General features: G+C 63.9%; 21 protein-coding genes. 9 read left to right on the top strand and 12 right to left on the bottom strand.

Annotated elements, in window-relative coordinates:
• Positions 1 to 163 precede the first annotated feature (163 nt).
• Positions 164 to 2,314, top strand: a complete 2,151-nt coding sequence (gene rqcH, locus BSG09_RS07100; protein WP_092931572.1) for a ribosome rescue protein RqcH — start codon at positions 164 to 166, stop codon at positions 2,312 to 2,314.
• Positions 2,315 to 2,474: 160 nt separating this feature from the next.
• On the opposite strand, the gene BSG09_RS07105 is transcribed toward rqcH, so the two are convergent.
• Positions 2,475 to 3,038 carry an HTH domain-containing protein gene (locus tag BSG09_RS07105; protein WP_092931574.1) on the bottom strand — a complete coding sequence of 188 codons (564 nt, stop codon included), beginning with the start codon at positions 3,036 to 3,038 and terminating at the stop codon, positions 2,475 to 2,477.
• A gap of 262 nt (positions 3,039 to 3,300) precedes the next feature.
• Positions 3,301 to 3,927: a hypothetical protein gene (locus BSG09_RS07110; protein WP_092931576.1), complete on the bottom strand. Its 627-nt coding sequence runs from the start codon at positions 3,925 to 3,927 to the stop codon at positions 3,301 to 3,303.
• Positions 3,928 to 4,120: 193 nt separating this feature from the next.
• Here BSG09_RS07110 and BSG09_RS07115 point away from each other — a divergent pair, with 193 nt between their 5' ends.
• A complete protein-coding gene (locus tag BSG09_RS07115) occupies positions 4,121 to 5,188 on the top strand; it encodes an mRNA surveillance protein pelota (protein WP_092931578.1) in 1,068 nt (355 codons plus the stop codon).
• A 26-nt stretch (positions 5,189 to 5,214) separates the two neighbouring features.
• Here BSG09_RS07115 and BSG09_RS07120 read toward each other — a convergent pair whose 3' ends face one another.
• The 3 genes from BSG09_RS07120 to BSG09_RS07130 form a co-directional block, all read right to left on the bottom strand.
• Positions 5,215 to 5,988: a TrmB family transcriptional regulator gene (locus tag BSG09_RS07120; RefSeq protein ID WP_092931580.1), complete on the bottom strand. Its 774-nt coding sequence runs from the start codon at positions 5,986 to 5,988 to the stop codon at positions 5,215 to 5,217.
• Positions 5,985 to 9,248: an MMPL family transporter gene (locus tag BSG09_RS07125; protein ID WP_223174700.1), complete on the bottom strand. Its 3,264-nt coding sequence runs from the start codon at positions 9,246 to 9,248 to the stop codon at positions 5,985 to 5,987. The genes BSG09_RS07120 and BSG09_RS07125 overlap by 4 nt, the downstream gene beginning before the upstream one ends.
• Positions 9,249 to 9,545: 297 nt before the next feature.
• A complete protein-coding gene (locus BSG09_RS07130; RefSeq protein WP_092931584.1) occupies positions 9,546 to 10,280 on the bottom strand; it encodes an MBL fold metallo-hydrolase in 735 nt (244 codons plus the stop codon).
• 195 nt (positions 10,281 to 10,475) lie between these two features.
• Between BSG09_RS07130 and BSG09_RS07135 the strand changes: the two genes are divergently transcribed.
• Positions 10,476 to 11,270, top strand: coding sequence for an Nmad3 family putative nucleotide modification protein (locus BSG09_RS07135; protein WP_092931586.1), 795 nt, complete (start codon positions 10,476 to 10,478; stop codon positions 11,268 to 11,270).
• A 7-nt stretch (positions 11,271 to 11,277) separates the two neighbouring features.
• Here the strand turns inward: BSG09_RS07135 and BSG09_RS07140 are convergent, their stop codons facing one another.
• The gene (locus BSG09_RS07140; protein ID WP_092931588.1) at positions 11,278 to 11,616 is read right to left on the bottom strand and encodes a DUF7344 domain-containing protein; all 339 of its coding nucleotides are present in this window, start codon (positions 11,614 to 11,616) and stop codon (positions 11,278 to 11,280) included.
• A 132-nt stretch (positions 11,617 to 11,748) separates the two neighbouring features.
• On the opposite strand from BSG09_RS07140, the gene BSG09_RS07145 reads away from it, so the two are divergent.
• Positions 11,749 to 12,291, top strand: a complete 543-nt coding sequence (locus BSG09_RS07145; RefSeq protein ID WP_092931757.1) for an acyltransferase — start codon at positions 11,749 to 11,751, stop codon at positions 12,289 to 12,291.
• 71 nt (positions 12,292 to 12,362) lie between these two features.
• On the opposite strand, the gene BSG09_RS07150 is transcribed toward BSG09_RS07145, so the two are convergent.
• Positions 12,363 to 13,532 (bottom strand): NAD(P)/FAD-dependent oxidoreductase, encoded by a 1,170-nt coding sequence (locus BSG09_RS07150; protein WP_092931590.1) that lies wholly within the window; start codon positions 13,530 to 13,532, stop codon positions 12,363 to 12,365.
• A gap of 111 nt (positions 13,533 to 13,643) precedes the next feature.
• On the bottom strand, positions 13,644 to 14,564 hold the full coding sequence (gene rocF / locus BSG09_RS07155; protein WP_092931592.1) for an arginase: 921 nt from the start codon (positions 14,562 to 14,564) through the stop codon (positions 13,644 to 13,646).
• Between the two features lie 132 nt (positions 14,565 to 14,696).
• Here rocF and BSG09_RS07160 point away from each other — a divergent pair, with 132 nt between their 5' ends.
• Together BSG09_RS07160 and BSG09_RS07165 are read left to right on the top strand one after the other, a co-directional pair.
• Positions 14,697 to 15,383, top strand: a complete 687-nt coding sequence (locus tag BSG09_RS07160) for a metal-dependent transcriptional regulator (protein ID WP_092931594.1) — start codon at positions 14,697 to 14,699, stop codon at positions 15,381 to 15,383.
• A gap of 245 nt (positions 15,384 to 15,628) precedes the next feature.
• Positions 15,629 to 16,162, top strand: coding sequence for an Rrf2 family transcriptional regulator (locus BSG09_RS07165; RefSeq protein ID WP_092931596.1), 534 nt, complete (start codon positions 15,629 to 15,631; stop codon positions 16,160 to 16,162).
• A gap of 112 nt (positions 16,163 to 16,274) precedes the next feature.
• Here the strand turns inward: BSG09_RS07165 and gyrA are convergent, their stop codons facing one another.
• The 4 genes from gyrA to psmA all read right to left on the bottom strand — a co-directional run bounded on the left by gyrA (position 16,275) and on the right by psmA (position 22,240).
• Positions 16,275 to 18,761 (bottom strand): DNA gyrase subunit A, encoded by a 2,487-nt coding sequence (gyrA, locus tag BSG09_RS07170; protein WP_092931598.1) that lies wholly within the window; start codon positions 18,759 to 18,761, stop codon positions 16,275 to 16,277.
• 18 nt (positions 18,762 to 18,779) lie between these two features.
• On the bottom strand, positions 18,780 to 20,699 hold the full coding sequence (gene gyrB, locus BSG09_RS07175; protein WP_092931600.1) for a DNA topoisomerase (ATP-hydrolyzing) subunit B: 1,920 nt from the start codon (positions 20,697 to 20,699) through the stop codon (positions 18,780 to 18,782).
• Between the two features lie 109 nt (positions 20,700 to 20,808).
• The gene (psmB, locus tag BSG09_RS07180; RefSeq protein ID WP_092931602.1) at positions 20,809 to 21,507 is read right to left on the bottom strand and encodes an archaeal proteasome endopeptidase complex subunit beta; all 699 of its coding nucleotides are present in this window, start codon (positions 21,505 to 21,507) and stop codon (positions 20,809 to 20,811) included.
• Positions 21,500 to 22,240, bottom strand: coding sequence for an archaeal proteasome endopeptidase complex subunit alpha (gene psmA / locus BSG09_RS07185; protein ID WP_092931604.1), 741 nt, complete (start codon positions 22,238 to 22,240; stop codon positions 21,500 to 21,502). The genes psmB and psmA overlap by 8 nt, the downstream gene beginning before the upstream one ends.
• Positions 22,241 to 22,867: 627 nt before the next feature.
• On the opposite strand from psmA, the gene BSG09_RS07190 reads away from it, so the two are divergent.
• The 3 genes from BSG09_RS07190 to BSG09_RS07200 all read left to right on the top strand — a co-directional run bounded on the left by BSG09_RS07190 (position 22,868) and on the right by BSG09_RS07200 (position 25,550).
• A complete protein-coding gene (locus tag BSG09_RS07190) occupies positions 22,868 to 24,136 on the top strand; it encodes an NRAMP family divalent metal transporter (RefSeq protein ID WP_092931606.1) in 1,269 nt (422 codons plus the stop codon).
• Between the two features lie 143 nt (positions 24,137 to 24,279).
• Positions 24,280 to 25,059 carry a sulfite exporter TauE/SafE family protein gene (locus BSG09_RS07195; protein ID WP_092931759.1) on the top strand — a complete coding sequence of 260 codons (780 nt, stop codon included), beginning with the start codon at positions 24,280 to 24,282 and terminating at the stop codon, positions 25,057 to 25,059.
• Between the two features lie 62 nt (positions 25,060 to 25,121).
• Positions 25,122 to 25,550, top strand: a complete 429-nt coding sequence (locus BSG09_RS07200) for a universal stress protein (RefSeq protein WP_092931608.1) — start codon at positions 25,122 to 25,124, stop codon at positions 25,548 to 25,550.
• The last annotated feature ends 127 nt before the right edge of the window (positions 25,551 to 25,677 follow it).

Genomic DNA, 25,677 nt, shown 5'->3' on the forward strand with positions numbered 1-25,677 from the left:
CCAGTCCCCGGCACGCGATACCGTAGCAGCGAGCTCGTGTGGCTGTCCACCGACGGCGTGGGTCATAACAGCAGGTGCGTGCCGGCGCGGATTAGGCGTTCCGACCTCGGATGGCGGGGGCCGGAGCGACACGTCTTTTTGACCGGGCCGGGCAGTGTGCAGTATGGATCCAAAGCGGGAACTCACTAGCGTCGATCTTGCCGCTCTCGTCGGGGAATTCGGTGCCTACGAGGGCGCGAAGGTCGACAAGGCCTATCTCTATGGCGACGATCTCGTCCGGCTCAAGATGCGCGATTTCGACCGCGGTCGCATCGAACTCATCCTCGAGGTCGGCGAGATCAAACGCGCGCACACGGTCGCCCCCGAACGGGTGCCCGACGCCCCCGGTAGACCGCCGCAGTTCGCGATGATGCTGCGAAACCGCCTGTCCGGCGCGGACTTCGCCGGCGTCGAACAGTACGAGTTCGACCGCATCCTCGAGTTTACCTTCGAGCGCGAAGACGGGACGACCCGGATCATCGTCGAACTGTTCGGGCAGGGCAACGTTGCGGTCACCGACGGCGAGTACGAAGTGATCGACTGTCTCGAGACGGTCCGGTTGAAATCCCGAACTGTCGTCCCGGGCTCGCGCTACGAGTTCCCCGAGTCCCGGACGAACCCACTGACGGTCTCCCGAGAGGCGTTCGACCACGAGATGGACGACTCCGATACGGACGTCGTCCGGACGCTTGCGACCCAGCTCAACTTCGGTGGCCTCTACGCCGAGGAGGTCTGTACCCGCGCTGGCGTCGAGAAGGGACTGGACATCGCCGACGCCGACGAGGCGGTGTACGACCGCGTCTACGAGGCCATCGAACGGCTGGCACTCGATATTCGAAACGGGAACTTCGAGCCGCGACTCTACCGCGAGCGCGACGACGCGGACGACGGAGACGGCGAGGCAAGCGAGGGCCAGGTCGTCGACGTCACCCCGTTCCCGCTCGAGGAACACGCCGACCTCGACGGTGAGCGTTACGAGACGTTCCTCGAGGCGCTGGACGACTATTTCTTCCAGCTCGAACTCGGCGAGGACGAAGAGCCGGAGCCGACCGAGCAGCGGCCGGACTTCGACTCGGAGATCGCGAAATACGAGCGCATCATCGAGCAACAGCAGGGCGCGATCGAGGGGTTCGAACAGGAAGCTGATGCGTTGCGCGAGCAGGCCGAACTGCTCTACGCCGAGTACGGACTGGTCGACGAGATCCTCTCGACGATTCAAGAGGCCCGCGCGCAGGACCGGCCGTGGGACGAGATCCGCGAACGATTCGAGGCCGGTGCCGAGCAGGGTATCGAAGCCGCCGAAGCGGTTGTCGACGTCGACGGCAGCGAGGGGACGGTGACAGTTGACCTCGACGGCGAGCGGATCGACCTTGTCGTTGAGCAGGGCGTCGAACAGAACGCCGACCGACTCTACACGGAGGCCAAACGCGTCGAGGAGAAAAAGGAGGGCGCGCTTGCGGCCATCGAGGACACCCGCGAGGACTTAGAAGACGCCAAGCGTCGTCGCGACGAGTGGGAGGCAACCGAGCGCGAGGACACGGGCAAGGACGGCGAAGACGAAGAAGGCGACACAGAACAGCGCGACTGGCTCGCCGAGCCGTCCATTCCGATCCGCGAGAACGAACCCTGGTTCGATCGCTTCCGCTGGTTCCACACCAGCGACGGCTACCTCGTGATCGGCGGCCGCAACGCCGACCAGAACGAGGAACTCGTCAAGAAGTATCTCGAGCCCGGCGACAAAGTCCTCCACACGCAGGCCCACGGCGGCCCCGTCACCGTCCTGAAGGCGACCGACCCGAGCGAGGCGTCCTCGAGCGACATCGAACTCCCCGACTCGAGCATCGAGGAGGCTGCCCAGTTTGCCGTCTCCTACTCGTCGGTCTGGAAGGACGGCCGCTACGCGGGCGACGTTTACGCCGTCGACGCCGATCAGGTCACGAAGACCCCCGAGAGCGGCGAGTACTTAGAGAAGGGCGGGTTCGCGATCCGCGGCGACCGGACCTACTACCGAGATACGCCGGTCGGCGCAGCCGTCGGCATCCAGTGTGAGCCGTACACCCGCGTGATCGGCGGCCCGCCGTCGGCCATCGAAGACCGGGTGGAGACGATGATCGAACTCGAGCCCGGTCGGTACGCACAGGCCGATACCGCGAAACGGCTCTATCGCCGATTCCGCGAGCAATTCGAAGACGAGTCGTTCGTCCGCAAGATCGCCAGCCCCGACCGAATCCAACACTTCATGCCGCCGGGCGGGAGCCGGATCAAGGGCGACTGAGACGCGGCGCTCTCCCGGGATCGATCGTAGGAACTCCGGGAGGATCGACAGTGACGTCGATCGACGGCGACGGTCGCGATGCCGGCACAGAGGGCCGATCGGACGCGCCGACCGAGTCCGGCTCCCACTGCCGGCTCGAGACGGCGTTCGAACGCGACTGCTACTCGAGTTCCTCAGATCGAGCGTATCGCTCGGCATTCTGGGCGGACTCGTCGCTGTCGGATGCGCCACGCGAGACGTCGGTTCGCTCTCGCGTGTCGAGCGGCTCGGGCTCGATGACGCCCTCCTCGAGTCTGGCGAGACAGTCCATGACGGTGTAGCTACGGTCGCCGTCGGTACAGGGAGCAACACACTGGAGATCACCGTCAGCATAGACGGCGACGCACGCGGTTGGGACGCGAACTTCGGCAGCCCGATGACCGGTCACCGAGGGCGTTTCACGCCAGTCGAACGCTGGCTCGAGGTCGTAGCCTTCCTGGTCGGCCCACGACTGGAACGCCTCGACGGTGCCCGTTATCGACGGCCCTGAATCGCTGAGTTCTTCGAGTGCGGGTCGCACCGCCGTCCAGGTCTCGACGTGGACGGCAGCGCCGATTGCGTCCTCGAGCCGGCGTGCGCGCGCGACGAGGTCTTTGAGCGGCTCCACGACAGCCGCGGACGTGTGGGCGTGGACGAACACCTCGATCCGGACTGGCGCTGGAAACTCCGTGCTCGAGTCTGTCATTGTGTGTCTCGGCCTCGGGTCGGCCCTCACGTATCCGAGGCATCGGTCACCATCATAAAGCTAGCAACCTCCGGGCGGAATCGACTCTCAGGCTCCACGCCACATCGATGCTCTACGCCGACGTCTCGGCGATCGAACCGATGGCGGGGCCGCGGTATCGACCAGGTTCACCAACGCACTCGAGTGTCGCTCGAACGGACACCTCGGTTCGGACCGCGTTCCGAGCCGGCCGCTCGAGCGACAGCGTGGAGTGTCCTGTCGGCTACCGGGACTCGGTCGCCGGTTCGTCGACGTGTGACTCGCGAACCGAGATTTCGATGTCGGTACCGTCCTCGAGTTCGATGGTCGGCTGTCTAGGGTCTCCGGTCTCGATGCGGTCATGATCGCGGTCGACCTGTCGAGTCGCCTCGCGTTCAGACGCGTCGTAGGCCGAGCTCATGGCGATCAGGAATCCGACCATCGCGGTCACGAGGGCGACGGCGGCGATAGCCACGGTTCCGACTGGGGCCAGAACGCCGGTAAGGACTTCGCCGGCGACGAACAGCGAGACTGACGTCACGAGCGCGATCAGCGTGAGCAGGCGGGCGAGTCGTCCGGTATCGAGGCCGTGGTAGCGCTTCTCGCCGGTCGTATCGACCAACACCGCCACGATGCCCAGGATTCCGGTGTACGAATCGTCGGTCTGTGCGTTTCCGAGGGAGTGAACCGACTGTGCGATCCACATGCCAGCGGTGAAGTTGAGAAACGCGACGAACGAGACGAGGCCGAGCTGTCCGTCGATGAACAGCCCCGAGACCATAGCCCCGAGAAATGTCAATCCCATGATCGTGTGTGTCACGAGCGATCGCGCACCGAAGTCTTCGAGCCGCGTTGTGTATCCAACGTTCATACTCAGACGGACACGTGCGACGTGGATAGTGACATGCCCTACCTATGTCAATAGGTTGCAAATAACGTGACTGTCGCGGATCAGTGATCGAGTGCTCGATTCCCCGACGACGAAGGCACGGGTGTAGCGAACAGGTCGGGACCCTGGACCACCGATCGCAGTCCACTTACCGCGGCCGCGCAAAGCCACGGCCATGCAGATCAAAGACCGGGAGCAGGTCGAGGGCGGCCGCGAGCGGATCACCGTCGTCCCCGAGAGCGTCGACGATCTCTGGCACCTGCAGTACGTCTTAGAGCCCGGCGACCGCGTCGCAGGCGATACGACCCGGCGGATCCAGCGCAACGACGACCAGATGCGCGATACCGGCGGCGAGCGCGAACACATGTGGGTCGCGATCGCCGTCGAAGACATCGAGTTTCACAAGTTCGCCAACCGACTGCGGGTCGGCGGCGAGATCGTCGCCTGCTCGCGCGAGGATCAATTGGGCTTTCATCACACGTTGAACGTCGAAACCCGCGAAGAACTCTCCATCGAGAAGCGGTTCAAACCGGATCAGAAGGCCCGTCTCGAGGAAGCCGAGGAAGCCACCGAAAACCCCGACGTTGCGATCGCGACCGTCGAGGAGGGCCAGGCCCACGTCCACACAGTCGCCCAGTACGGCACCGAAGAGCGAGCGGCGTTTACCGGTCCGACCGGCAAGGGCGAGTACGCCCGCGAGCGCTCGGAGCTGTTCGCGGAACTCGGCGAGGTTCTCAAACGCCTCGAGGTCGACGCAATCATTCTCGCCGGCCCCGGCTTTACGAAACAAGACGCCTACAAGTATCTCGAAGACAACGAACCCGAGGTCGCCGATCTCATTACGATGGTCGACACGGCAGCCGTCGGCGACCGCGGCGTCCACGAAGTTCTGAAACGCGGGGCCGTCGCGGACGTTCAGGAAGAGACCCGCATCGAGAGCGAGGCCGAGTATATCGACGAGCTCACGAAGCGGATCGCCGAGGGCGCGAAGGCGGCCTACGGCCCAGAACAGGTCGAGAAAGCTGCCGAGTTCGGTGCGATCGACCGCCTGCTCGTCCTCGACGACCGACTCCGGCAGGAACGCGGCCCCGACGGTGAGTGGGCCATTGATATCGACGACATCGTCCGGACAACCGAACAGAAAGGCGGCGAGGTGACGGTCTTCTCGAGCGAGTTCCCACCGGGGCAGCAACTCGCCAATCTCGGTGGTATCGCGGCGCTGTTGCGCTATCGCCTCGAGTAGTCGGCTGCCACCGGCACGGGTTCGGGCTACTCGAGTTGCAGTTCGTCGCTGGCCTCGAGCAGCTGGATCAAGACGGACGCGAACAGCGAGCCCGAACTCCAGATTGCGGTCTCGCTACCTTCGTTGCCGACGACACTCAGGAGGATGCTATCGTCGTCGGCGATGACGATCCGGCCCGACCGTTGGTCGTCCGTCCGCTGGGCTGGGAGGTTCTCGACGGTCACGACATCGAGATCGGCAAATCGGTCTCGGACTGCCGGCGTTCGGCTCACGACGACGACCGTGACGCCGGCTGCGGCGCGCTCTGTAAGGGTTCGCTCGATCGTATCGGTGACGAGTTCCGGGAGCCGGGTGCCGAAGACGATCCGCTCGTCTGCCTGCGAGAGGATATCGACGGTCCGGTCGTCGACCTGGTCGCGGCCGCGAACCGTCCAGATGTCCTCCTGCGTTTCCTCGCCTGTCGACTCACGTTTGACGGTCTCGACGTACTCGAAGGCCCGGTCCTGTTCGCGTTCAAACCGGTCACGAAGCAGCTCGCGTGCCTCGTCGGTGCTGACCGGCCGGTATCGGATCGGGTTCGACTGCTGGACCTCGAGCAAGCCCCGCTCCTCGAGGCGCTCGGCGACGCCGTACACCTGCGATCGTGGGACGTCGACGACCTGGGAGACGTCGCGGGCGGTGCCCGAGCCGATACGGTGGAGGCCGATGAACACCTTCGCCTCGTAGGTCGTGAGCCCGAGCCGTTCGAAGGCGGCGAGGGCCTCGCCCTCGCTCTCGTTTTCGTCCTCGTCGTCGGTCATTGTTCGTCACCAGTACCGTCGGCGGGGCGGCCGCCGTCGCTAGCGGGGGACGCGCCCGTTGCCGCGGGCGACTCGAAGGGAACGTCAGGGCCGAAGTACCGCGTCCAGAGGACGAGCAGGGTCGGCAAGACGAGCACGCTCGCGATGAACGCGTAGATGATCGTCAGCGCGGTGATGATCCCGAACTGCTCGAGGACGGGCAGGATGGCAAAGGCGAGGACGCCGAACCCGCCGACGGTGGTCGCCGCGCTGCCGAGCAACGCGCCGCCGGTTCCCGTCACCGTGGTCTGCATGGCGTCCCAGACCGAACCCTGGCGCTCGAGTTCGAGCGTGTACCGGGCGCTGACGTGGATACTGTAGGCGACGCCGAGCCCGATCGTCAGGCTGGTGATCATCCCCGTCAGGACGTTAAAGGGCATCCCGATCAGGTACATCGTCCCGAGGATCCAGCTGACTGCGAGCGCCACTGGGAGCAGCGTTACCGCGCCCAAGGTCGCGCTGTTGCCAGTCAGCCAGTAGGCCAACGTCAGGAAGACGAAGACGGCCACGAGCGTGATCAACAGGCTCTCGAGGACAGTATTGAGCAGGTCTTGCTCGACGACGTGGTTGACGATCGGATCGCCGGTCGCCACCACGGACCAGCGATCGCCGCTGTCGTCGAAGTCCGCCGCGATCGCGCGCATTTCCTCGGTCGTCTCGCCGGTCGAGGCGTCACCCTGGATCGAGACGACTAGCTGGAGGGCCTCGTACTCGCCGTCGTCAGTGCGGTAGAGTACGTTAGTCGCGGCTTCGGAATCGGCCTCGTAGAGGTCGTCGTACAGCGCCTCGAGGTTTTCGTCGGGAACGCCGTCATCGTCGGTGTCTGACTCGTCGAACGACTCGTCGAACGATTCGTTCTCGGCCGCGACCTGCTCCATGGTCGACAGCGGGCTGCGAACGTCGGCTTCGCCGCTTGCCAACTCGTATGCCACGTCGCTGTCGGTGGCGTCGTCCTGGGCGTCTGCGACCCGTTCGAGCGTCTCGTCGTGGGTTATATCACCTCTGACGAGCAGTTGCGCCTGGGAGTCCTGGCGCTGGAAGTTCTCGTTGACGTACTCGAGGTCGGATTTCGCGCTGTACTCGCCGGGCTGGAACGGTTCGGGAAGGTCCTGCGTCCAGGCAGGCGGGCTGTCGGCGAGGAAGTCCTCCTGGTCGAAGCTGGTATCGACCTGGGTCGCACCGTAGACGCCGCCTGCGGTCACCACCAGCGTCACGAGGAGCACCACCAGCGGGGCTTTCCGGGCGATGGTCGCCCCGACAGAGAGTACGTCGGCGAGTCGACCGCCGCCGGTGCCAAACGCCCGCTTGCGCCGCTCGATCCCGTACGCCTCGAGTCGGGAATCGACTTCGACTTTCGCCGCGGGGATCAACGCGCCGAAGACGACCATCGCGGCGAGGATACCGAACGCGCTCACGATGCCGAACTCGCGGATCGGGCCGATCGGACTGACGAGGTTCGAGAGGAAGCCGATGACGGTCGTCGCCGTCACCCAGACGAGCGCGACGCCGACGCCGGCGAGGGCGACGGACATCGAGCCGCGCACGTCAGTCGGTTCGTCGGCGTCGCGTGGCGTCTCGCGTTGCTCCCGATGACGCATAAAGACGTGAATCGCGTAGTCAATCGAGAGCCCGATCAGGAGCACGGGAATGGCGACGAACATCTGGTTGAACGAGATATCTGCCCAGCCCATGAAGCCGAACGTCCAGAGCAACACCGCTGCGATGCCTGCGATCCCGAGAACGATGTCGAGCGGATCGCGGTAGGCGATCACCAGCGCGACGACGACGAACAGCAGGGCAAGCGGCGAGACGATCGCTAAGCTGTCACCCATCGATCGGTCGATCTCGTCGGTAATGACCCCCGACCCGAAGACGAGCATCTCCTGGTCGTAATCATCAGCGAGGTCGCGAAGCTCGAGTTGGCTGTTGGAAATTTCTTCGTCGACCGATCCAGGGCCTTGGAAGTCCCCGCTTGCGGTCGACTGCGTCACGACCAGCATTCGTGCGTCAGCCTCGGTCGACTCCGGCTCGTAGGATGTCGGCATGAGTCGCAGGGCAAAGCCGCCGCCCCGGTCGCTATCTTCCGAGAGGACGTCCGTAAGCGTCTCCTCGTATTCGGACTCGCTCATCGAGTCGAGTTGCTCGATCTGTTCGTCCAGTGGCGGCTGGTCGGCCGCTTCGAGGTCTTCGCGATCGTCTTCGAGTTCCTCGAAATCGTCCTCGAGGTCTTCGAAGTCGTCCTGGAGCTGTTCGCTGTCGTCTTCGAGGTCCTCGAAGTCGTCCTGGAGCTGTTCGCGATCTTCCGCCAACTGCGCGAAGTCCTCCTCGAGAACGCCGCGCGTGCCCTGGGCGTAGACGTCTTCGAGTTGGCCCTCGAGTTCGGCCGAGCGTTGCTCGTATTCCGCGTCGGAGAGGTTTCCGGCCTCGTTCGCCCGCTCGAGTTCGACGAGAGACGACTGAATCTCCCGCGCGTTCGTCATGGCTGTGTCAAACTGAGCTGACTGCTCCTCGCCGAGGTCGGCCGTCGCCTCCGCGTACACCGCGTCGAGTTGCCCCTCGAGCGCGGCCGATTGCTGCTCGTATTCCGCCTCGGAGAGATCGCCGGCCTGGAAGGAAGCGTTCAGCTCCGCGGATTCCGTCTCGAGCGCGACGGTTTCGTTCAGCGCTGCCTCGAGTTCGGCTGCGGTCTCGTTGAGTTCCCCACTCCGGGTTTCGAGTTCGGCTGCGGTCTCGTTGAGTTCAGCCCTGCGCTGTTCGAGTTCGGCTGCGGTCTCGTTGAGTTCCTCACTCCGGTCTTCGAGTTCGGACGCGCGTTCGGAGAGGTCATCAGCCTGCTCCTCGCGGATCGCGGTCGTCGCCACGACGTTCTCGACGCCGACGATCGCTTCTTCTTCGACCAGTGTCGAGTTTATCGACTCGTCGTTGCGGAGTTCTTGTTGAAACTCGAGCGAGGAGCGCAACGACTCCTTCGAGAGGACGTCGTCACCCCTGACGATCACCTGAACCGCTGTCGTGTTTTCCTGATCCTCGCTGGCGAAGTTTTCCGTCGCGAACTCGAGGGCGTTCCCTTCCGGCGAGTCGCTCTCGTACTGCTCGAGCGACGACTCGTCGTCGACCATCGTCGCGCCCGCACCGACCATGGCGGTCACGAGCAAGAGCACGACCAAGACGATCGCCGAGTGTGTCGTGATCACGTCGGCGATCCGGTCAGCACGACTCACGGCCACACACCCCACCTGTCGCTCGGCTCGGTGCTCGCTCTCATCTGTTGTGAGTATCCTACTAACGGAGTCGGTATACAGCTGTTGTTATTTTTACACTAACAGTCACGACGTCGAATACGACAGCCGCGAGCGACAGCCCCGAAACAGCGATTTTCGACCCGTTTCTGACCAAACGTTCAGCAAAACAGTGTTATTCGCGTGCTACCCGTCGTCTATCACCGACAAATCGGGTTATTTTGTCATCGTCCCGTGACACTCAGGAATGCCGATCGGTCGTGTCGGACGACTGCTCGATCACTCGACCGAGACCGTCTGGAGGTCCTCAGCGAACCGGACATCGCCGTCGTAATGGGCGGCGATCGACTCGAGCATCTCGTCGTGGGTGCCGTCGGTGTGGGGATAGAGGTGGGTGAGATAGACCCGGCCGAGCTCCCGGCCGGCGAGTTCGCGGCCGAGTGCGTCGGGCGTCGGATGGTTCGAGACGTCGACGTCGTCAGGGAACGAACAATCGTGGGCAAAGATCGCCGATCCTTCGGCGAAGTTTGCCAGTCCAGCGAAGGCCTCGCTGTCGCCGCTGAACGTGAAGAGATCGCCGAAGCGATAGGCCAGACACGGCACCGAATGGCGCGTCTCGTAGGCCGAGACGTCGAAGCCCGCAACGGTGAACTCGCCGGGGACGACCTCTCGAACCTGTACCTCGAGTTTGTCCTGCATGTACTCGTAGACGGAGAGGAGGTCGTCGACCAGCGCCTTGGTACCCTGTGGGCCGACGATCTCGATGTGGTCCTCGCCGGCGAGCCAGCGGGCTTTCATCAGCGGCAGTAGGTCGGCGACGTGATCGAGGTGGTGGTGTGTTAAGAGCACCGTCGAGACATTCTCGTAGCCGACGCCGGACTGCTGGAGTCGCTGGAGAATCCCGGCACCACAGTCGATCAGCAGCGTGCGGCCGTCCTCCTGGACGAGGATCCCCGTCTGAAACCGTTCGCCCGTGGGCATTGCACTGCCCGTCCCGAGAAAGGTGATACGCATAGGCGGGTGTGGAACCCCTGGCCCGATAAGGGTACCTCTCGAGGCTGTCCCCATCCGTGCCGAGGCGAGCGGCCTCGAGGCGTGAGAGATGACACGGCGTGCCTGTGGCTGACCGACCAGCATGGGTATCGACTCGCTGGGATGCTTTCGGCGGGTTTATCGCCACGTCGCGCCGACCGGCATGTATATCCGCATATGACAGTCGTTCTCGCCGGCATCGGTGCCGACAGCACGAACGTCGGCGCGCTGGCACCGCTGTACGACGACGGCCGGTTCGAATACGTCCCGATCCCGGAGAAGACGCGCGAGACGACAGAAACGGAGACGCTCGGGTCGTGGGAGCTACGGGCCGACGACGGCGTCGCCGCCGATCTCACGACCCGGATCACACCCCAGCCAGTCGATGACGGGGCCGAAACGATCACTGGCGACGCCCTCGCGTCGTGGCCGCTCCATCGCGATCCCAACTTCGAGGCGCTGACCTACGGCGAACACCGGTCCAGCGGTTACGTCTCGCGGCTGCGCGCGCTCGAGCCCGGCGACGTCGTCGGCTTTTACGCCGGGCTGCGCCGCCCGGACGGGGACCGCGCCCACCGCTATCTAATCGGCTACTTCACCGTCGAGGACGTGGCCGTTGTCAGTCCCGATATGCCCCGAACCGAGCGCGAAGCGATTCTCGATGCCCATCCGGACAACGCCCACGCCAAGCGGGCTCGAGACGGAGACCTCTATCTCGAGAAACCGGTCGTCATCGTCGACGGCCGGGAGCCTGGCGGTCTCTTCGAGCGCGACCCGATCCGTCTCAGCGACTACTACGTCGCAGACGGCAACGAACGCCCCCAGTATTACCTGCGCGACGAGATCGAATCGGCGTGGAACGTCCAGGCCGGTGGGTCGAACATGATGTTCAAGCCGGCCTACCGCTGTGACCTCTCGGGGGTCGCGTTTCGGGAACTGGTCGGGGTTCCGGGCGACCGGGACGTCGCGTAGGTGGTCGTCAGTCGCGGTGCTCGAGTCGAGCGAGAACCGACTCGAGGTCGTCGAAGTTTGCACCGGGCGTGACAACGCTATCCTGGTGTCGGTAGTCGACGACATCGTGTGCATCGAGTCGCGGGAGGTGATTGTGGACCAACGCGATGGAGATCGATCGTCGGGTCGTGGGACCGGCGTCGGCCGTTTCATAGTTGTGCGCCGACGAGGCGATCTGACGGCTCAGTTCTTGGGGTGTCGTGCGATCGACCGTACGAAGGATCTCCAGAGCGGCCCTGCGTGTCCCGCTCGAGAGAAGGGTGTGAATCGTCTCGACGTCGAGAGTGGTTGACTGAGGTCGAGGCACAACTGGGCTACCGTGACGAACGGGGACATTGATATCCCCTGACTAGTTAGGTATCGGCCGTCGGATCGCGCCGTTCGCACACCGCATGGCGATCGATCGGTTTCATGTACCGATCCATCAAAGCGTATGGCAGTGACGGCTTCCGACGACACGACGCCACGACACGAGCGCGTCACACACCACGCGACGCCCGGACCACGCAACTCCCTGGCCCACTGGACTACCGCCCGCTCTCCACTCCGGGTTGCGATCAACTACATCGTCGTCTGGCTTGTCCGGATCTCTCCCAGTCTCCGGCTCAAGCGCTGGCTGTTGCGTCGCATCGGCGTTACGGTCGGATCTGGCGTCTCGTGGGGGCTCGAGGCCACGCCCGACGTCTTCTGGCCAGACCTGATCACGCTCGAGGCGAACGCGATCGTCGGCTACGACGCGACGATTCTCTGTCACGAGTTCTTACAGGACGAGTACCGAACCGGCGAGGTCGTCGTCGGCGAACGAGCGATGATCGGGGCGGGTGCGATCATCTTACCCGGCGTCGAGATCGGTCACGATGCCAGTATCGCGGCGAACTCGCTGGTAACTCGTGACGTGCCGCCGGGGGCGACGGTCGCCGGTGTGCCGGCTGAACCCATGGCCGGAACCGCCGACGATGAGACGAGCGACGGCGGCGAGTGAGACACCGCAGGCGCTCAGCGTCGGAGGCTGAAAAACAATAGTGAGACGGTGACAAGCAGTCGTCTAGCCGCTTACAGGGACGACCAGGATTTGCGGGCTTCGTTCCAGGACGTGATGTCGGCGATCCAGCGGGCGGCGATCAGCTTCTTCAAGTTCTCCGCTGGGAGGCCGCCAAAGGTGTCGACGGGCAAGGAGATGCCCTTCGCCGGCTTGACGTCGTGGGCGATGGCCTTGTCGCCGACCGAGATGACGGTCCCTTTGTCCTCGTGTTCCCAGGTCTTCAGCGGACGGTTGGCGATCGCGCGAGCGATGTTCTCACCGGCGACCTCGGCGGCCTGCCAGGCGGCCTGTGCCGTCGGCGGTGCGGGCTGGTCGCCCTGGTCGATGATCGCCGAGTCGCCAACTGCGAACACGCGCTCGTCGGAGGTCTGGAAGTTCGCGCGGGTGGTCACGCGGTTGTGCTCGTTCTCGAGGTCGACCTCGTCCATCGCGTCACGGCCCGTGATCCCGCCGGTCCAGACGAGCACGTCGTGCTCGAGTGGCTCGCCCTCGTCGAATTCGATGTGATCCGCGGTTGCCTCGGTGATCGGGTCGTCCGTATGAATGCGGACGCCGGCTTCCTCGAGCAGGTCGCGCAGGGCCTGCTGACATTCCGGATCGTTGCCCGGGAAGATCTCCTCGAGTGCCTCGACGAGGTGGATCTCGATGGGGGCGCGGTGTTGGTCGCGGAACTCGGCGATCTCGCCGGCGGTCTGGATACCGGAGAGGCCGGCACCGCCGATGACGACCTGTGCGGGATCGCTGCGGGTCGCGTCCTGACTGGCTTCCGTGACGGCGTCGTGGATCTCGAGGGCGTCGTCGAGACTTTTGAGCGTCAGGGAGTGATCCTCGAGGCCGGGGATGCCGTAGTAGGCGGTCTGGCTGCCCAGCGCGACGAGGACGTAGTCGTACTCGACGGGCTCGCTGTCGGCGAGTTCGACGACCTGTTCGTCGACGTCTAAGCCCGTAACCTCGTCCTGGATGAATCGGGTCGCCGGGTCCGCGATCTGGTCGACCGGGAACGTAATGTCCGAGCGGACGCTGGGGTCGCGGATCACACGGTGGGATTCGTGCAACACGAGGTGATAATCGACATCGGCGATCCAGGTCAGCCGTACGGTACCGCCAAGCTCCGATTGGAGCTTTTTGATCGCGCCGGCACCAGCATAGCCAGCTCCGAGCACGACAACGTTCTCAGTCATACAGCATAATGGGAAGCACTATGATACAAAGCTGTTGGAACCGGTGTCGGTGTGGTCACGGCTCGCACGACATCACGGCCGGTGAATGATGCGCTCGAGGCGGGCTGGGACCTAGAGAATTCGTTTCCCGAACATGCTTGCGGTCAGTTCGGCTGCCAGCGTCGCCGTCTCGTTTGCCTCGTCTAAGATCGGATTCACTTCGACGACGTCCATCGACCGGAGGACGCCGTCAGCTTCGTCGCGTCGAGAGAGCGTCTCGAGTGCGGCGTGGGCTTCCCGGTAGGTGACGCCGCCGCGGACGGGCGTGCCGACGCCGGGGGCCGTCTTCGGATCGAGCCAGTCCAGGTCGAGGCTGACGTGGACGCCGTCGGTGCCGTCGGTCGCGACTGCGAGAGCGTCTTCGACGACGGCAGAGACGCCCCGCTGGTCGATATCGGACATGGTGTAGGCCGTTAGCTCGCTCTCCCGGAGCAAGTCGCGCTCGCGGTCGTCGATGCTTCGGAGGCCGACGTAGACGACCGACGACTCGCGGAGTCCGGGAGCGGGAGCCCATTCCATCTCGCCGAACGCGCCGCGGCCGAGGACCGCAGCCAGTGGCATGCCATGGACGTTGCCGGTTGGCGATGTTTCGGGCGTGTTCAGGTCGGCGTGGGCGTCGAACCAGATCGCGCCGAGGTCAACGTCCCGAGCCGAGCCAGTAAGGGACCCGATCGCGACCGAGTGGTCGCCGCCCAGCACAAGCGGGAACTCGCCGGCGGTATGCGTCGCCGCGACGCGGTCGCACAGCCGCCGACAGACGCCCTCGATCTCGCGGAGGAACTTCGCGTTCCCGCCGTGGGGCTGGTCAGCGTCCGGATCTCGCTCTTCGGCCCGCGGCATCGACAGATCGCCGTCGTCGATCGGCTCGACATCTGCCCGCTCGAGGCCGTCTGCCAGCCCCGCATAGCGGATCGCCGACGGCCCCATATCGACGCCGCGACGGTTTGCCCCGTAGTCCATCGGCGCGCCGATGATCCTGACGGTTCGGTCCATGCGTTCATTACATCGCCGATCGGTTTGGTCGTGGTGGTCAGTCACAGTCGATGCGCGGACGCGTGTCGATCGGCGTCGAGTAGATTCGGTGGCGACAGCTTTAGGGTTAGACCGGTCGAAACTCGGGACAGCATGATGCTGAGCGACGTGATGGAGGATTACCTCAAAGCGATCTATCAGCTCCAGCGTGAGACCGACGAGCGGATCAAGACCTCCGAGATCGCGGCAGAGCTGGACGTCACGTCGCCGACGGTGACCAGCATGCTCGACAAACTCGAGGAACGGGACCTCGTCGACCGCGAGAAGTATCGCGGCGTGACCCTAACCGACGAAGGCGAGACCGTCGCCCTCGAGATCGTCCGCCATCACCGGCTGCTCGAGGCCTACCTCACCGAACACCTCGATTACGACTGGTCGGAAGTCCACGCGGAAGCCGACCGCCTCGAACATCACATCAGCGAGAACTTCGAGGCACGTGTCGCCGACGCACTCGGCGAGCCGACGGTCGACCCACACGGCTCACCGATCCCGAGTGCCGACCTCGAGCCGCCGGAACGCCCCGACGGCGAGGCCATCACCGAATTCGAGGAAGGTGCCGTCGTGACCGTTGCCGAGGTCGCCGACCACGACCCCGAGGTACTCTCGTATCTTGCCGACCACGGCGTCGAACCCGGTGTCGACCTCGAGATCATCGAAATCGCCCCGTTCGGAATGGTGACGGCGTGCTCGAGCGAGGCCGACGAACCGGTCTCGCTACCCGAATCCGTCGCCAGACACGTCCGGGTTGCGCCGCCCGCTGAACCACAGCCGTCGTCGTAGCTGCCGGAGACGCCGTGGCAATCGCATGGGGCCCCACGGATGCCCGCCTCATACGGTCTGCTGTCAATCAGTGCCGGTGTATCCGCGATCGTCCCGCGGGCACACCGGGGCCCAGTGACAGGAAACCGTATCCCCGTGGGCGGACGATCCGAAAGCCCTCACATTCCCGCTGTAACCGTCACAACGTTGGCAAAATAGCCGGCCCACCCGCCGGGTTTAAGGAAACCAAATACGAATAAAACACTATGTCATCCATCGAACTCACCCCCAGTCAGAAGAAAATACTCCGCGCCCTGACGAACCTCCACAAGAAATCCGAAGACGCCATCAAAGGCGAGGATATCGCCGAGCAGGTCGACCGCAATCCCGGGACCATCCGCAACCAGATGCAGAGTCTCAAAGCCCTCCAACTGGTAGAGGGTGTACCAGGGCCGAAAGGCGGCTACAAACCAACTGCCGCCGCCTACGAAGCACTCGAGATCCAGCAGATGGACGAGCCCGCATCGGTTCCGCTGCAACACGAGGGAGAACCCGTCAGTGACACGATCATCGAGGAAATCGACCTCTCGAGCGTGCACCATCCGGAACTCTGCCGCGCAGAGATCCACGTGCAGGGACGCGTCAGCGACATTCACGAGGGCGATTCCGTCACTGTCGGCCCGACGCCGCTCTCGAAACTCGTCATCGATGGCACCGTCGACGGCAAAGACGACACGAACAACATCCTCATTCTCCGGATCGACGATATGGTCGCCCCGACCGAAGAGCCGTCCCACTGAGCGGCGATCGGCGGCTCTCACCTCGCTTCTTCTGCTAGCGTCTGCGCTCGGTCGATGACTGATCGGCAAAAACTGGTTTCGAGTCGAGACGGTGGACGAACTGCGGCGAGATTTACTCGAGCGCGTCGGTGTCTGCGTCCCCATCAGCGGTCGCAGCCGGAATCACGTCGACGCTTGCGACCGCGTCGCCGTCTTCGACGTCCATCACGATCACACCCATCGTGTTACGGCCGACAGTCGAGATCTCGTCGACACGCGTCCGGACGATCTGGCCGCGCTCGCTCATCATCACGAGTCCATCGTCCGGATCGACCGCCTTGACGGCCGTCACGGGGCCGTTTCGATCGCCGGTCTTGATGTCGATCAGCCCCTTGCCGTAGCGTGACTGGGTGCTATACTCCGCGAGGGGCGTCCGCTTGCCGTAGCCGTTCTCGGTCACGGTCAGCAGCGCCTGTCCGTCGTCCTCGTCGGTCGCGACCAGTCCCGCCACGGCGTCGCCGGCTTGCAGTTTGATGCCGTTGACACCGCGGGCGTTGCGCCCCATCGGGCGGACCTCGTCTTCGTCGAAGCGGATCGTCATGCCATCTTCGGTCGCGATGACGAGATCCTGCGAGCCGTCGGTGACTTCCACGTCGACGAGTTCGTCGTCCTCCTCTAAGTCGGCCGCGATGATCCCCGTCGAGAGGATGTTGTCGAACTCCGCGCCGGCAGTGCGCTTGACGTAGCCGTTACGAGTGACCATCGTCACGAACTCGTCGTCGCTGAAGGCGTCGGTGTCGACGATAGCCGTGATGTCTTCACCGGGATCGAGATCGAGGATGTTGACCGCGGATTTGCCGCGGGCCGTCCGGCCCATCTCGGGGATCTCGTAGGTCTTGAGCCGGTAGACCTCACCCTGATTCGTAAAGCACAGCAGGTAGTCGTGGGTGTTGGCTCGGAAGACCGTCGCGACGCGGTCGTCTTCCTTGACGTCCGCGCCGATGATGCCCTTGCCGCCCCGGCCCTGGGGATCGAACTGGTCGATCGGCATCCGCTTGACGTAGTCGTCTTCGGTCATGACCACGAACACCTCCTCTTCGGGGATGAGGTCCTCGTGAGTGACCGTCCCCTGGTCTTCAATAATCGAGGTTCGACGCTCGTCGCCGTACTCGGCTTTGATCTCGCGGAGTTCGTCCTTGATGACGCTGAGTAACTCCGACTCGCTTTCCAGGATCTCCGTCAGGCGTTCGATCTCGGCCTGGACCTCCTCGTACTCGTCCTCGATTTCGGCGGCCTCCATCGAGGTGAGGCTGCCCAGTTGCATCCGGACGATGTGGTCGGCCTGGTCCGTCGAGAAGTCGTAGGTCTCTTGGAGGTTCTCCTTCGCGGCCGATCGATTCTCGCTGTCGCGGATCAGCTCGACCACGTCCTCGGCGTTCTCGACGGCCGTCAGCCGCCCCTCGAGAATGTGCGCGCGATCTTCGGCCTCCGCGAGATCGTACTCGCTGCGCCGGCGAACGACCTCGCGGCGATGCGCGACGTACTCCTCGAGCGTTTCCTTGAGCGAGAGCACCCGGGGCTGACCGTCGACTAGCGCGAGGTTGATGACGCCGAACGTTCGCTCTAAGTGGTTCTCGAGTAGTTTGTTCTCGACGACATCCGCGTTCGCGCCGCGGTTGAGTTCGATGACGATGCGGACGCCGTCGCGGTCGGACTCGTCGCGCAGGTCCGTGATGCCCTCGATCTCGCCCTCGTTGACGTCCTCGGCGATGCGCTCGACGAGTCGGGCCTTGTTAGCTTGGAAGGGGAGTTCGGTGACGACGATGCGCTCGCGGCCGTTCTTCCACTCCTCGACCTCGTATTCGGCACGAACGCGGATGCGGCCGCGGCCGGTCTTGTACGCCGAGTAGATGGCGTCGCGGCCGACGATGTTCGCGCCCGTCGGGAAGTCCGGTCCCTTGACGTGGTCCATCAGGTCGTCGACGGTCGCGTCGGGGTCGTCGATCAGCTCGATGGTCGCGTCGATGACCTCCCCCAGATTGTGGGGCGGAATGTTCGTCGACATCCCGACCGCGATCCCCGAGGAGCCGTTGACCAGCAGGTTGGGAAATGCCGCCGGGAGCACGTCGGGTTCCTGCAGACGGTCGTCGTAGTTCGAGGAGAAGTCAACCGTATCCTTCTCGATGTCCGCAAGCAACTCCTCGGAAATGGGCGACATCCGAGCCTCAGTGTATCGCTGTGCAGCGGCCGGATCGCCGTCCATCGAGCCGAAGTTCCCCTGGCCGTCCACGAGGGGGTAGCGCATCGAGAAGTCCTGGGCCATCCGGACCAACGTGTCATAGATCGCGCTGTCGCCGTGTGGGTGGTAATCCCCCATCGTCTCCCCGACGATCGAGGACGATTTCCGGTGGCTCGAGCCACTCGAGACTCCCATCTCGTGCATCGCATAGAGGATGCGCCGGTGAACGGGCTTTAAGCCGTCCTCGACGCGTGGGAGCGCACGACCAGCGATGACGGACATCGCGTAGTCGATGTAGCTCTGCTCCATCTCGTCCTCGATGCGGACGTTCTCTACCGCTCGTGCCTCTACGTCTGTCGGATCGGGTACGTCTGAACTCATGTAGTCACCTCAAACCTGCTAGATATCGATCCACTCGGCTTCCGGCGCGTTCTCCTTGATGAACTGCTTGCGGGGTTCGACGGCGTCGCCCATCAGGACGGAGAACATCTTGTCCGCCGCCGCCGCGTCCTCGATCGTGATCTGCTTGAGGATGCGGTTGTCGGGGTTCATCGTCGTCTCCCAGAGCTGTTCGGGGTTCATCTCGCCAAGCCCCTTGAACCGCTGGACCTGGGAGGGGTTGCCGTCGCATTTCTCCTCGACGATCCGGTCGCGTTCGGCGTCAGTCATCGCGTCGTAGGTCTCGCCACGGTACCGGATACGGTAGAGCGGCGGCTGGGTTGCATAGACGTAGCCACCCTCGAGCAGCGGGCGCATGTGCCGGTAGAAGAACGTCAACAGGAGCGTCCGGATGTGTGCGCCGTCGACGTCGGCGTCGGTCGCCATGATGATCTTCTTGTAGCGGACGTCGTCGACGTCGAACTCGTCACCGATCCCTGCACCAATCGCGGTGATCATGTTCCGGATCTCGTCGTTCTCTAAGATGCGATCGAGCCGGTGTTTCTCGACGTTCAGAATCTTCCCTTTGATGGGGAGGACGGCCTGGAACTCGGGGTTGCGAGCCTGTTTCGCGCTGCCGCCTGCGGAGTCGCCCTCCGCGATGAACAGTTCGGCCTCGTCTGGATCTTTCGTCTGGCAGTCCGCGAGTTTGCCGGGCAGCGACGTTGACTCAAGGGCGGATTTGCGCCGTGTGAGTTCCTCGGCCTTTTGGGCGGCCATGCGGGCTTTCGCGGCCTCGACAGCCTTGGTAACGATTGCCTCAGCGGTGTCGGGGTGTTCCTCGAAGTAGGTGCCAAGCCCCTCGTGCATGGCACTCTCGACGATCCCGCGGACTTCCGAGTTGCCGAGTTTCGTCTTGGTCTGGCCCTCGAACTGGGGATCGGGGTGTTTGATCGAGATGACTGCCGTGAGCCCCTCGCGGATGTCCTCACCTTTGAGATTGTTATCGAGATCAGAGAGGAGGTCGTTCTCGTTGGCGTAGTCGTTGACCGTCCGCGTCAGGGCGGTCTTGAACCCGGTGAGGTGGGTCCCGCCCTCGCGGGTGTTGATATTGTTCGCGAAGGCGTGGATCGAGCCCTGCAGTTCCTCGGTGGCCTGCATCGCGACTTCGACCTGAATGTTCTGGTCTTCGTCGGCGAAGTAGATGACGTCGTCGTGCATCGCCGAGCGCGTCTCGTTTAAATACTCGACGAACTCGCGGATGCCGCCGTCGTACTCGTAGGTCTCGGCGACGGGCTCGTCCTCGCGTTCGTCACGGAGCGTGATACGGACGCCCGAGTTGAGGAAGGCCAGTTCTCGGAGTCGGTTCGACAGCGTCGAGAACGTGAACTCGCCGGTCTCGAAGATGCCCGTGTCGGGCCAGAACCGAATCTCGGTGCCGGTCTCCTCGTCAGGCTCCATCTCACGGACCCGCTCCATGTCGCCGGCGGGCTCGCCCGCTTCGAAGGCGTGACGGAAGACACCGTCGTTACGTTTGACCTTGGCCTCGAGTCGTTCGGAGAGAGCGTTGACGACCGAGACGCCGACGCCGTGGAGACCGCCGGAGACCTGGTAGGACTTGTTGTCGAACTTGCCGCCGGCGTGGAGGACAGTCAGAATGACCTCGAGTGCGGGGCGGTCGTACTCCTCGTGTGTGTCGACGGGGATGCCGCGGCCATCGTCTGCGACGCTCACCGAACCATCCTCGTGGATGGTGACGGTGATGTCGTCACAGTAGCCGGCCAACGCCTCGTCGATCGAGTTGTCGACCACTTCGTAGACGAGGTGGTGCAGCCCTCGAGAATCGGTAGAGCCGATGTACATCGCCGGTCGCTTTCGCACAGCTTCCAGGCCCTCTAAGACCTGGATCTGCCCGGCTCCGTACTCGCTTTCCTGGGACATGTAAAACCTGCTTTCGGGTAGTAGACCGGCCCTAATAAAAGTCACGTGTACGCGCGCGAGCGCGAGCCGTCATACGACGGCCTCCAAAGGGCCTCCGACGGCCAGCCCGCTACAGGAGCGCGTCGAACGACTTGTGGCCGTGAATCTCGACTCCCTCGTCGGTGATCTCCGCGAGGAAGACACCGTTCCCGGAGCCGGTGTCGCGCTCGACGGCCGATTTGATCGCGCGGGCCGCGATGGACTTGGCGTCCTCGAGCGAGAGGTCGTCTTCGTACTCCTGCTCGAGCAGGCCGTAGGCCAGTTGCATCCCGGAGCCAGTGACGGTGTAGTCGTCTTCCATGACGCCGCCGGCAGGGTCGATGCTGTAGACGTGGCTCCCCTCGTCGTCGACGCCGCCGAGGATGGGGTTGATCGCCCGGAACGGACCGCCACGGGCGAAGTTACCGGCCAGCGTCGCCAGTGCCTCGATGTCCATCGACTCGCCGCGTCGAGCTTCGTAGAGGTCGACCTCAGAGCGCAACGTGCGGATGAACGATTGTGCGCCGCCAACCGAGCCGACGAGCGTCAACGCACCGGTCGGATGAATCTGTTCGACCTTCTGGACGTTCTTGTTCGAGACGAACCGCCCGCCGAGGCTGGCGCGCATGTCCGTCGCGATGACGACGCCCTCGTCGGTCGTGATGCCGATGGTCGTCGTCCCCGTCTTGGCGACAGTTTCGTCGTGCTCGTCGCGCTGGCTGCCGTTGGGCAGCGACCCCAGTTCGGGCTCGTACGGCGATGGGTCAGTTCCCTGTGTCCAATTACTCATCCGTCTCCTCCGCGTCGAACTCCGCGATGATCGAATCGAGGCGGTCGACAGAGACCGAACTGAACGCCTCGTCGTCAGTCGTGATCGTCGCGACGTCGACGTCCTCGGCGGCGACGACCTCGTCTTCGGGTTCGCTGAGTGCGCGCACGGCGAGCTCGATGCCGCCGTCGACGTCGAGTTCCTCGTGGTAGTTGTCCTCGAGATAGCCCTGAATGACGTCGCGGTCGCCGCCGATGGCGGCTGCCTGCCACTCGTAGTCCGTCCCCGAGGGATCGGTCTCGAACAGTTTCGGCTCGCCGTCGTCGATCCCGCCGACGAGCAACGCGACACCAAAGGGTCGTGCGCCGCCGGTCTGGGTGTACTCCTGGATGTGATCCGTGATCGATCGGGTCAGCGTCTCGACGCCGATCTGCTGGCCGTAGCGGAGCTGTTCGCCCTGTGCGCGCCGCCGCGCGAGGTCGACGAGTTGGCGCGCGTCGGCGACGTGGCCGGCGCTTGCGACGCCGACGTGGTCGTCGGCCTTGTGGATCTTCTCGACGCTCGAGCGTTCCATAAGCGGCGAGCTGACCCGTCGGTTGGCGGCGAGGACGACGCCGTCAGGTGTGCGGAGACCGACACTCGCGGTGCCGCGTTTGACTGCCTCGCGTGCGTACTCGACCTGATAGAGACGTCCGTCAGGGGAGAAAATGGTGATTCCCCGATCGTAGGCCTGCTGCTGAGATTGTCCTTGCATTGGCAGAGGTCTTCACCTCGGGTAATGGATAGAAATGTATAGGTCTTGGTCTGAAGGCAACTTCGTCTGCCATGAGAGAGTTACTGAGATCGTGACACTCGGCAGCGCCGATGAGCTGTCGGCGGTCGTAATCGGATATTCGAAGCTGGATTCATCGGGCACTCGTATTCGGTAGTGCTGCCGGTACTGTGTTACTCGAGTCATCATCGCTGCCACTCCGGGTTCGGTTTCGGGGTAATACGATATTACCCACACCAGCTATCTGACTGGGCGTCTGCCATCTCAAGCTTTTCACTCAACCGACTCCCGGCTGTTGCTTCCGGTATCGCGCTTCGGACGATAGCAAACAGATGTCAGCACGCTGTTCGGGCCTCCTCGAAATCCAGCGTTCGCAAACTCGAGGAGGCGAGACACCAGCTGCTTTTCGAAACTCCCAGAGATGAAACCCCATACCCATAGTACCGCGGTGGCCGTTCCTGTCGAACCGGCAAGCGAGAAAATTCATCGATGCGAACTCGGTGCCAGCCTCGCAGCGGCCGTTTCAGGGACCGGGTTCGCCTCGCGTCCGATCCGACAGCGATCCGCTGATGAAACCACCACTGGAATCGATGCAGGAGGTGGGCACGTGTGAGCGAACAGTCCGCGTCGGCGTCCACGTCGACATCGGCAGTCGTCGACGCAGTCCCCGGCGGTGAAGTGATCCACGGCGCTCTCTACAGGTACGGACTGGGCGTACTGTTCGCTGCCAACGTCTTCGGTGCGGGATCGGTCTACATCCTCGCCGACACGGGCGCGAACTTCGCGTACTCCTTATTATGGGTGCTACCGCTTGCCTTCCTCGTCGACATCGCGCTGCACGACATGAGCGCACGACTCGCCGTGGCCGACGAACCGCTTGCCGACTACATCGCTGACGCGCTCCCGATCGGTGGCTCGACGCTACTGATCGGTATCTCACTGATGTCCGGACTGTGGGCCGTCTCGAACTACGCGGTCGCGGGTGCGGCCCTGGCCTGGCTGATCCCCGGTCTCGACAACGTCCTCGTCGGGATCGTCCTCGCTGCCGGGATCGGTATCGCTATCGTCCAGATGAAGGTCTACGACCGGATCGAAGCGGCGATCGCCGCGATGGTGTTCGCCGTGTTCAGTTCGTATGGCCTGTTGCTACTCGGCCTCGATGTGCCGTGGCAGTCGGTCGCGGCCGGTCTGCAACCGATCCTGCAGACCGAGATCGGTTATCTCACCGCGGTCATCGCCCTGCTTGGAACGACGGTCTACTGGCCGAATTTCTTCATTCAGTCGAGTATCCAGCCGACCAAGGAGTGGACCGACATCTGGGAGTACCGTCGGGACAACGCCGCGGGGATCGCGACGACGCTCGTCATCGGCAGCTTCGTGATGATCGTCTCGGCGGTCACGCTCTCCGGCGGTGAGATGTCGTTGACGACCCCTGGAAAACCGCTCGCGTCGATCCTCGGCGAGTACGCGCTCGTGGTGTTCATCCTCGCGGCGTTTCTCGCCTCGATCTCCTCGGCCACCGGAACGCTGTTCGGAGCCGGCTTTATGGTGCCACAGGCGCTCGGGCGAGACACGGTCTTCGGTGATTCCGCGTTCCGACGAACCGTCATCGCGCTGATCGTCCTCTCGGCGGTCACCGCGCTTCCGATGCTCATCTACACTGGTTTCGGGCCGGTCGAAATGGCGATCATCATGCCGGCCGTCAACGGTGCGATCGGCCTTCCGGTCACCGTCTTCGCGCTCATCGGTGCCGTCAACAGGTTTCACGACGTCGACTGGTACGAAAACGCCGCGTTCATCGCGGCGGGACTCGTCCTGCTCGTCGGGAGCCTCCTGACCGTCCGGTCGCTCTACGAAACGATTCTGTCTATCCTCTAACGGCAGTCAACCCGTTTACTCGAGCAGCTGCGAGTGACGGACTCGTGTGCGATACCCGCGTCGTCCGATCGGAGCAAGCAGAACGGTGGAGTGAGACGGCATGGAATGACAACACACGTCGGACAACACACGTCGTGAAAGAGATGATCGCACTCGATCTCGGTCTCTCGCTGATCCTGTTGCTCGTCTCGATCGCGTTCTTTTCGGGGATCGGCATCACCACTATCGGTCCCGGCGGGATCTTCGTGACGATCGCACTCTACTCGCTGACGCCGCTTGCCTCGAGTCAGGTCGCCGGCACCGCCCACGCCACGTTCATCGTCACTGGGCTCGTCGGTAGCGCGGCCTACCGCCACTCCGGGGAGATGAAAACCGGCGAGAGCCGCGCGATCGCGGTCGTCCTCAGCGGTGCGAGCGTCCTCGGCGCACTCGTCGGCGCGTCGGTAAACCCGTTCGTTCCGCGGTCGCTGTTCGGGTTCCTGCTCGGCGGCGTCGCGATGGCCGTCGGCGGGACCATCCTCTATCGCGAACGTCGGGGGTTTAGTCCGATCTACGACCTCGAGCCGTTGACCCGCCCCGGGCAAGCGGTACTCGCCGGGCTCGGGTTCGTCCTTGGGATCGCCAGTGGCCTCTTGGGTATCGGCGGCCCGGTGCTTGCCGTCCCCGCGCTGGTGCTCGTCGGCGTTCCGATGTTGCTCGCCGTCGCCGTCGCGCAGGTCCAGTCGATCTTTATCGCGACGGTTGCGGCCTCGGGCTATTTCCTGCAGGGAAACGTCCTCGTCTCGCTCGCGGTCGTCGTCGGCACGCCGCTGTTGCTCGGCGTCATCGTCGGCTGGCGCGTTGCACACGTTGTCGACCCCGAGAAGCTGAAAGTCGCGCTGGGTGTCGTTCTTCTGGCGGTCGGCCCCTACCTCGCGCTGTGAGCACAATACGATGCAGTTGACGGACCCAAACTGAAGACATCGCGCGTGGACGTCGGGATACCATGCCACTGCGGATCCTGGTCCCGTTCGACGACTCAGAGCCCGCTCGCGACGCACTCGCCTACGCGTTCGAGTTGTTTCCCGACGGCGAGTTCGTCGTGGTGACTGCCGCCGATACGACCTCGTTGCCGTACATTCCGAACACCGCGGACGACGCCGTCCCAAGTGCCGAGCGCCGTGAGCTGCTGGACGATACCGCCGATCGGCTGGCCGCCGCCGAAGCCATCGCGGCTGACCACGGCGTCGACATCGACACTGAGACGCGAACGGGGACGCCAGCCCAGGAGATCCTCTCAGTTGCCGAGCGCGACGCCGTCGATCACGTCGTCATCGGCAGCCACGGCCGATCCGGCGTCGCGCGGCTCCTGCTCGGCAGCGTCGCCGAAGTCGTCGTTCGACACTCGCCAGTCCCAGTCACGACGGTTCGCTGACGGTCTCGAGGCGGCGAGCCGATCGGGGCTCGAGCCCGTGCACAGACGGTAGCGAACGCTGTCGTTCGCGTCGGTGTCTCGGAAAATGGCAGCTTCCGGCACAATCCCCTTCCCCGCCGTCCCGGTA

It is taken from the genome of Natrinema hispanicum, from assembly GCF_900111485.1.
In the GTDB taxonomy this organism is placed as follows: domain Archaea; phylum Halobacteriota; class Halobacteria; order Halobacteriales; family Natrialbaceae; genus Natrinema; species Natrinema hispanicum_A.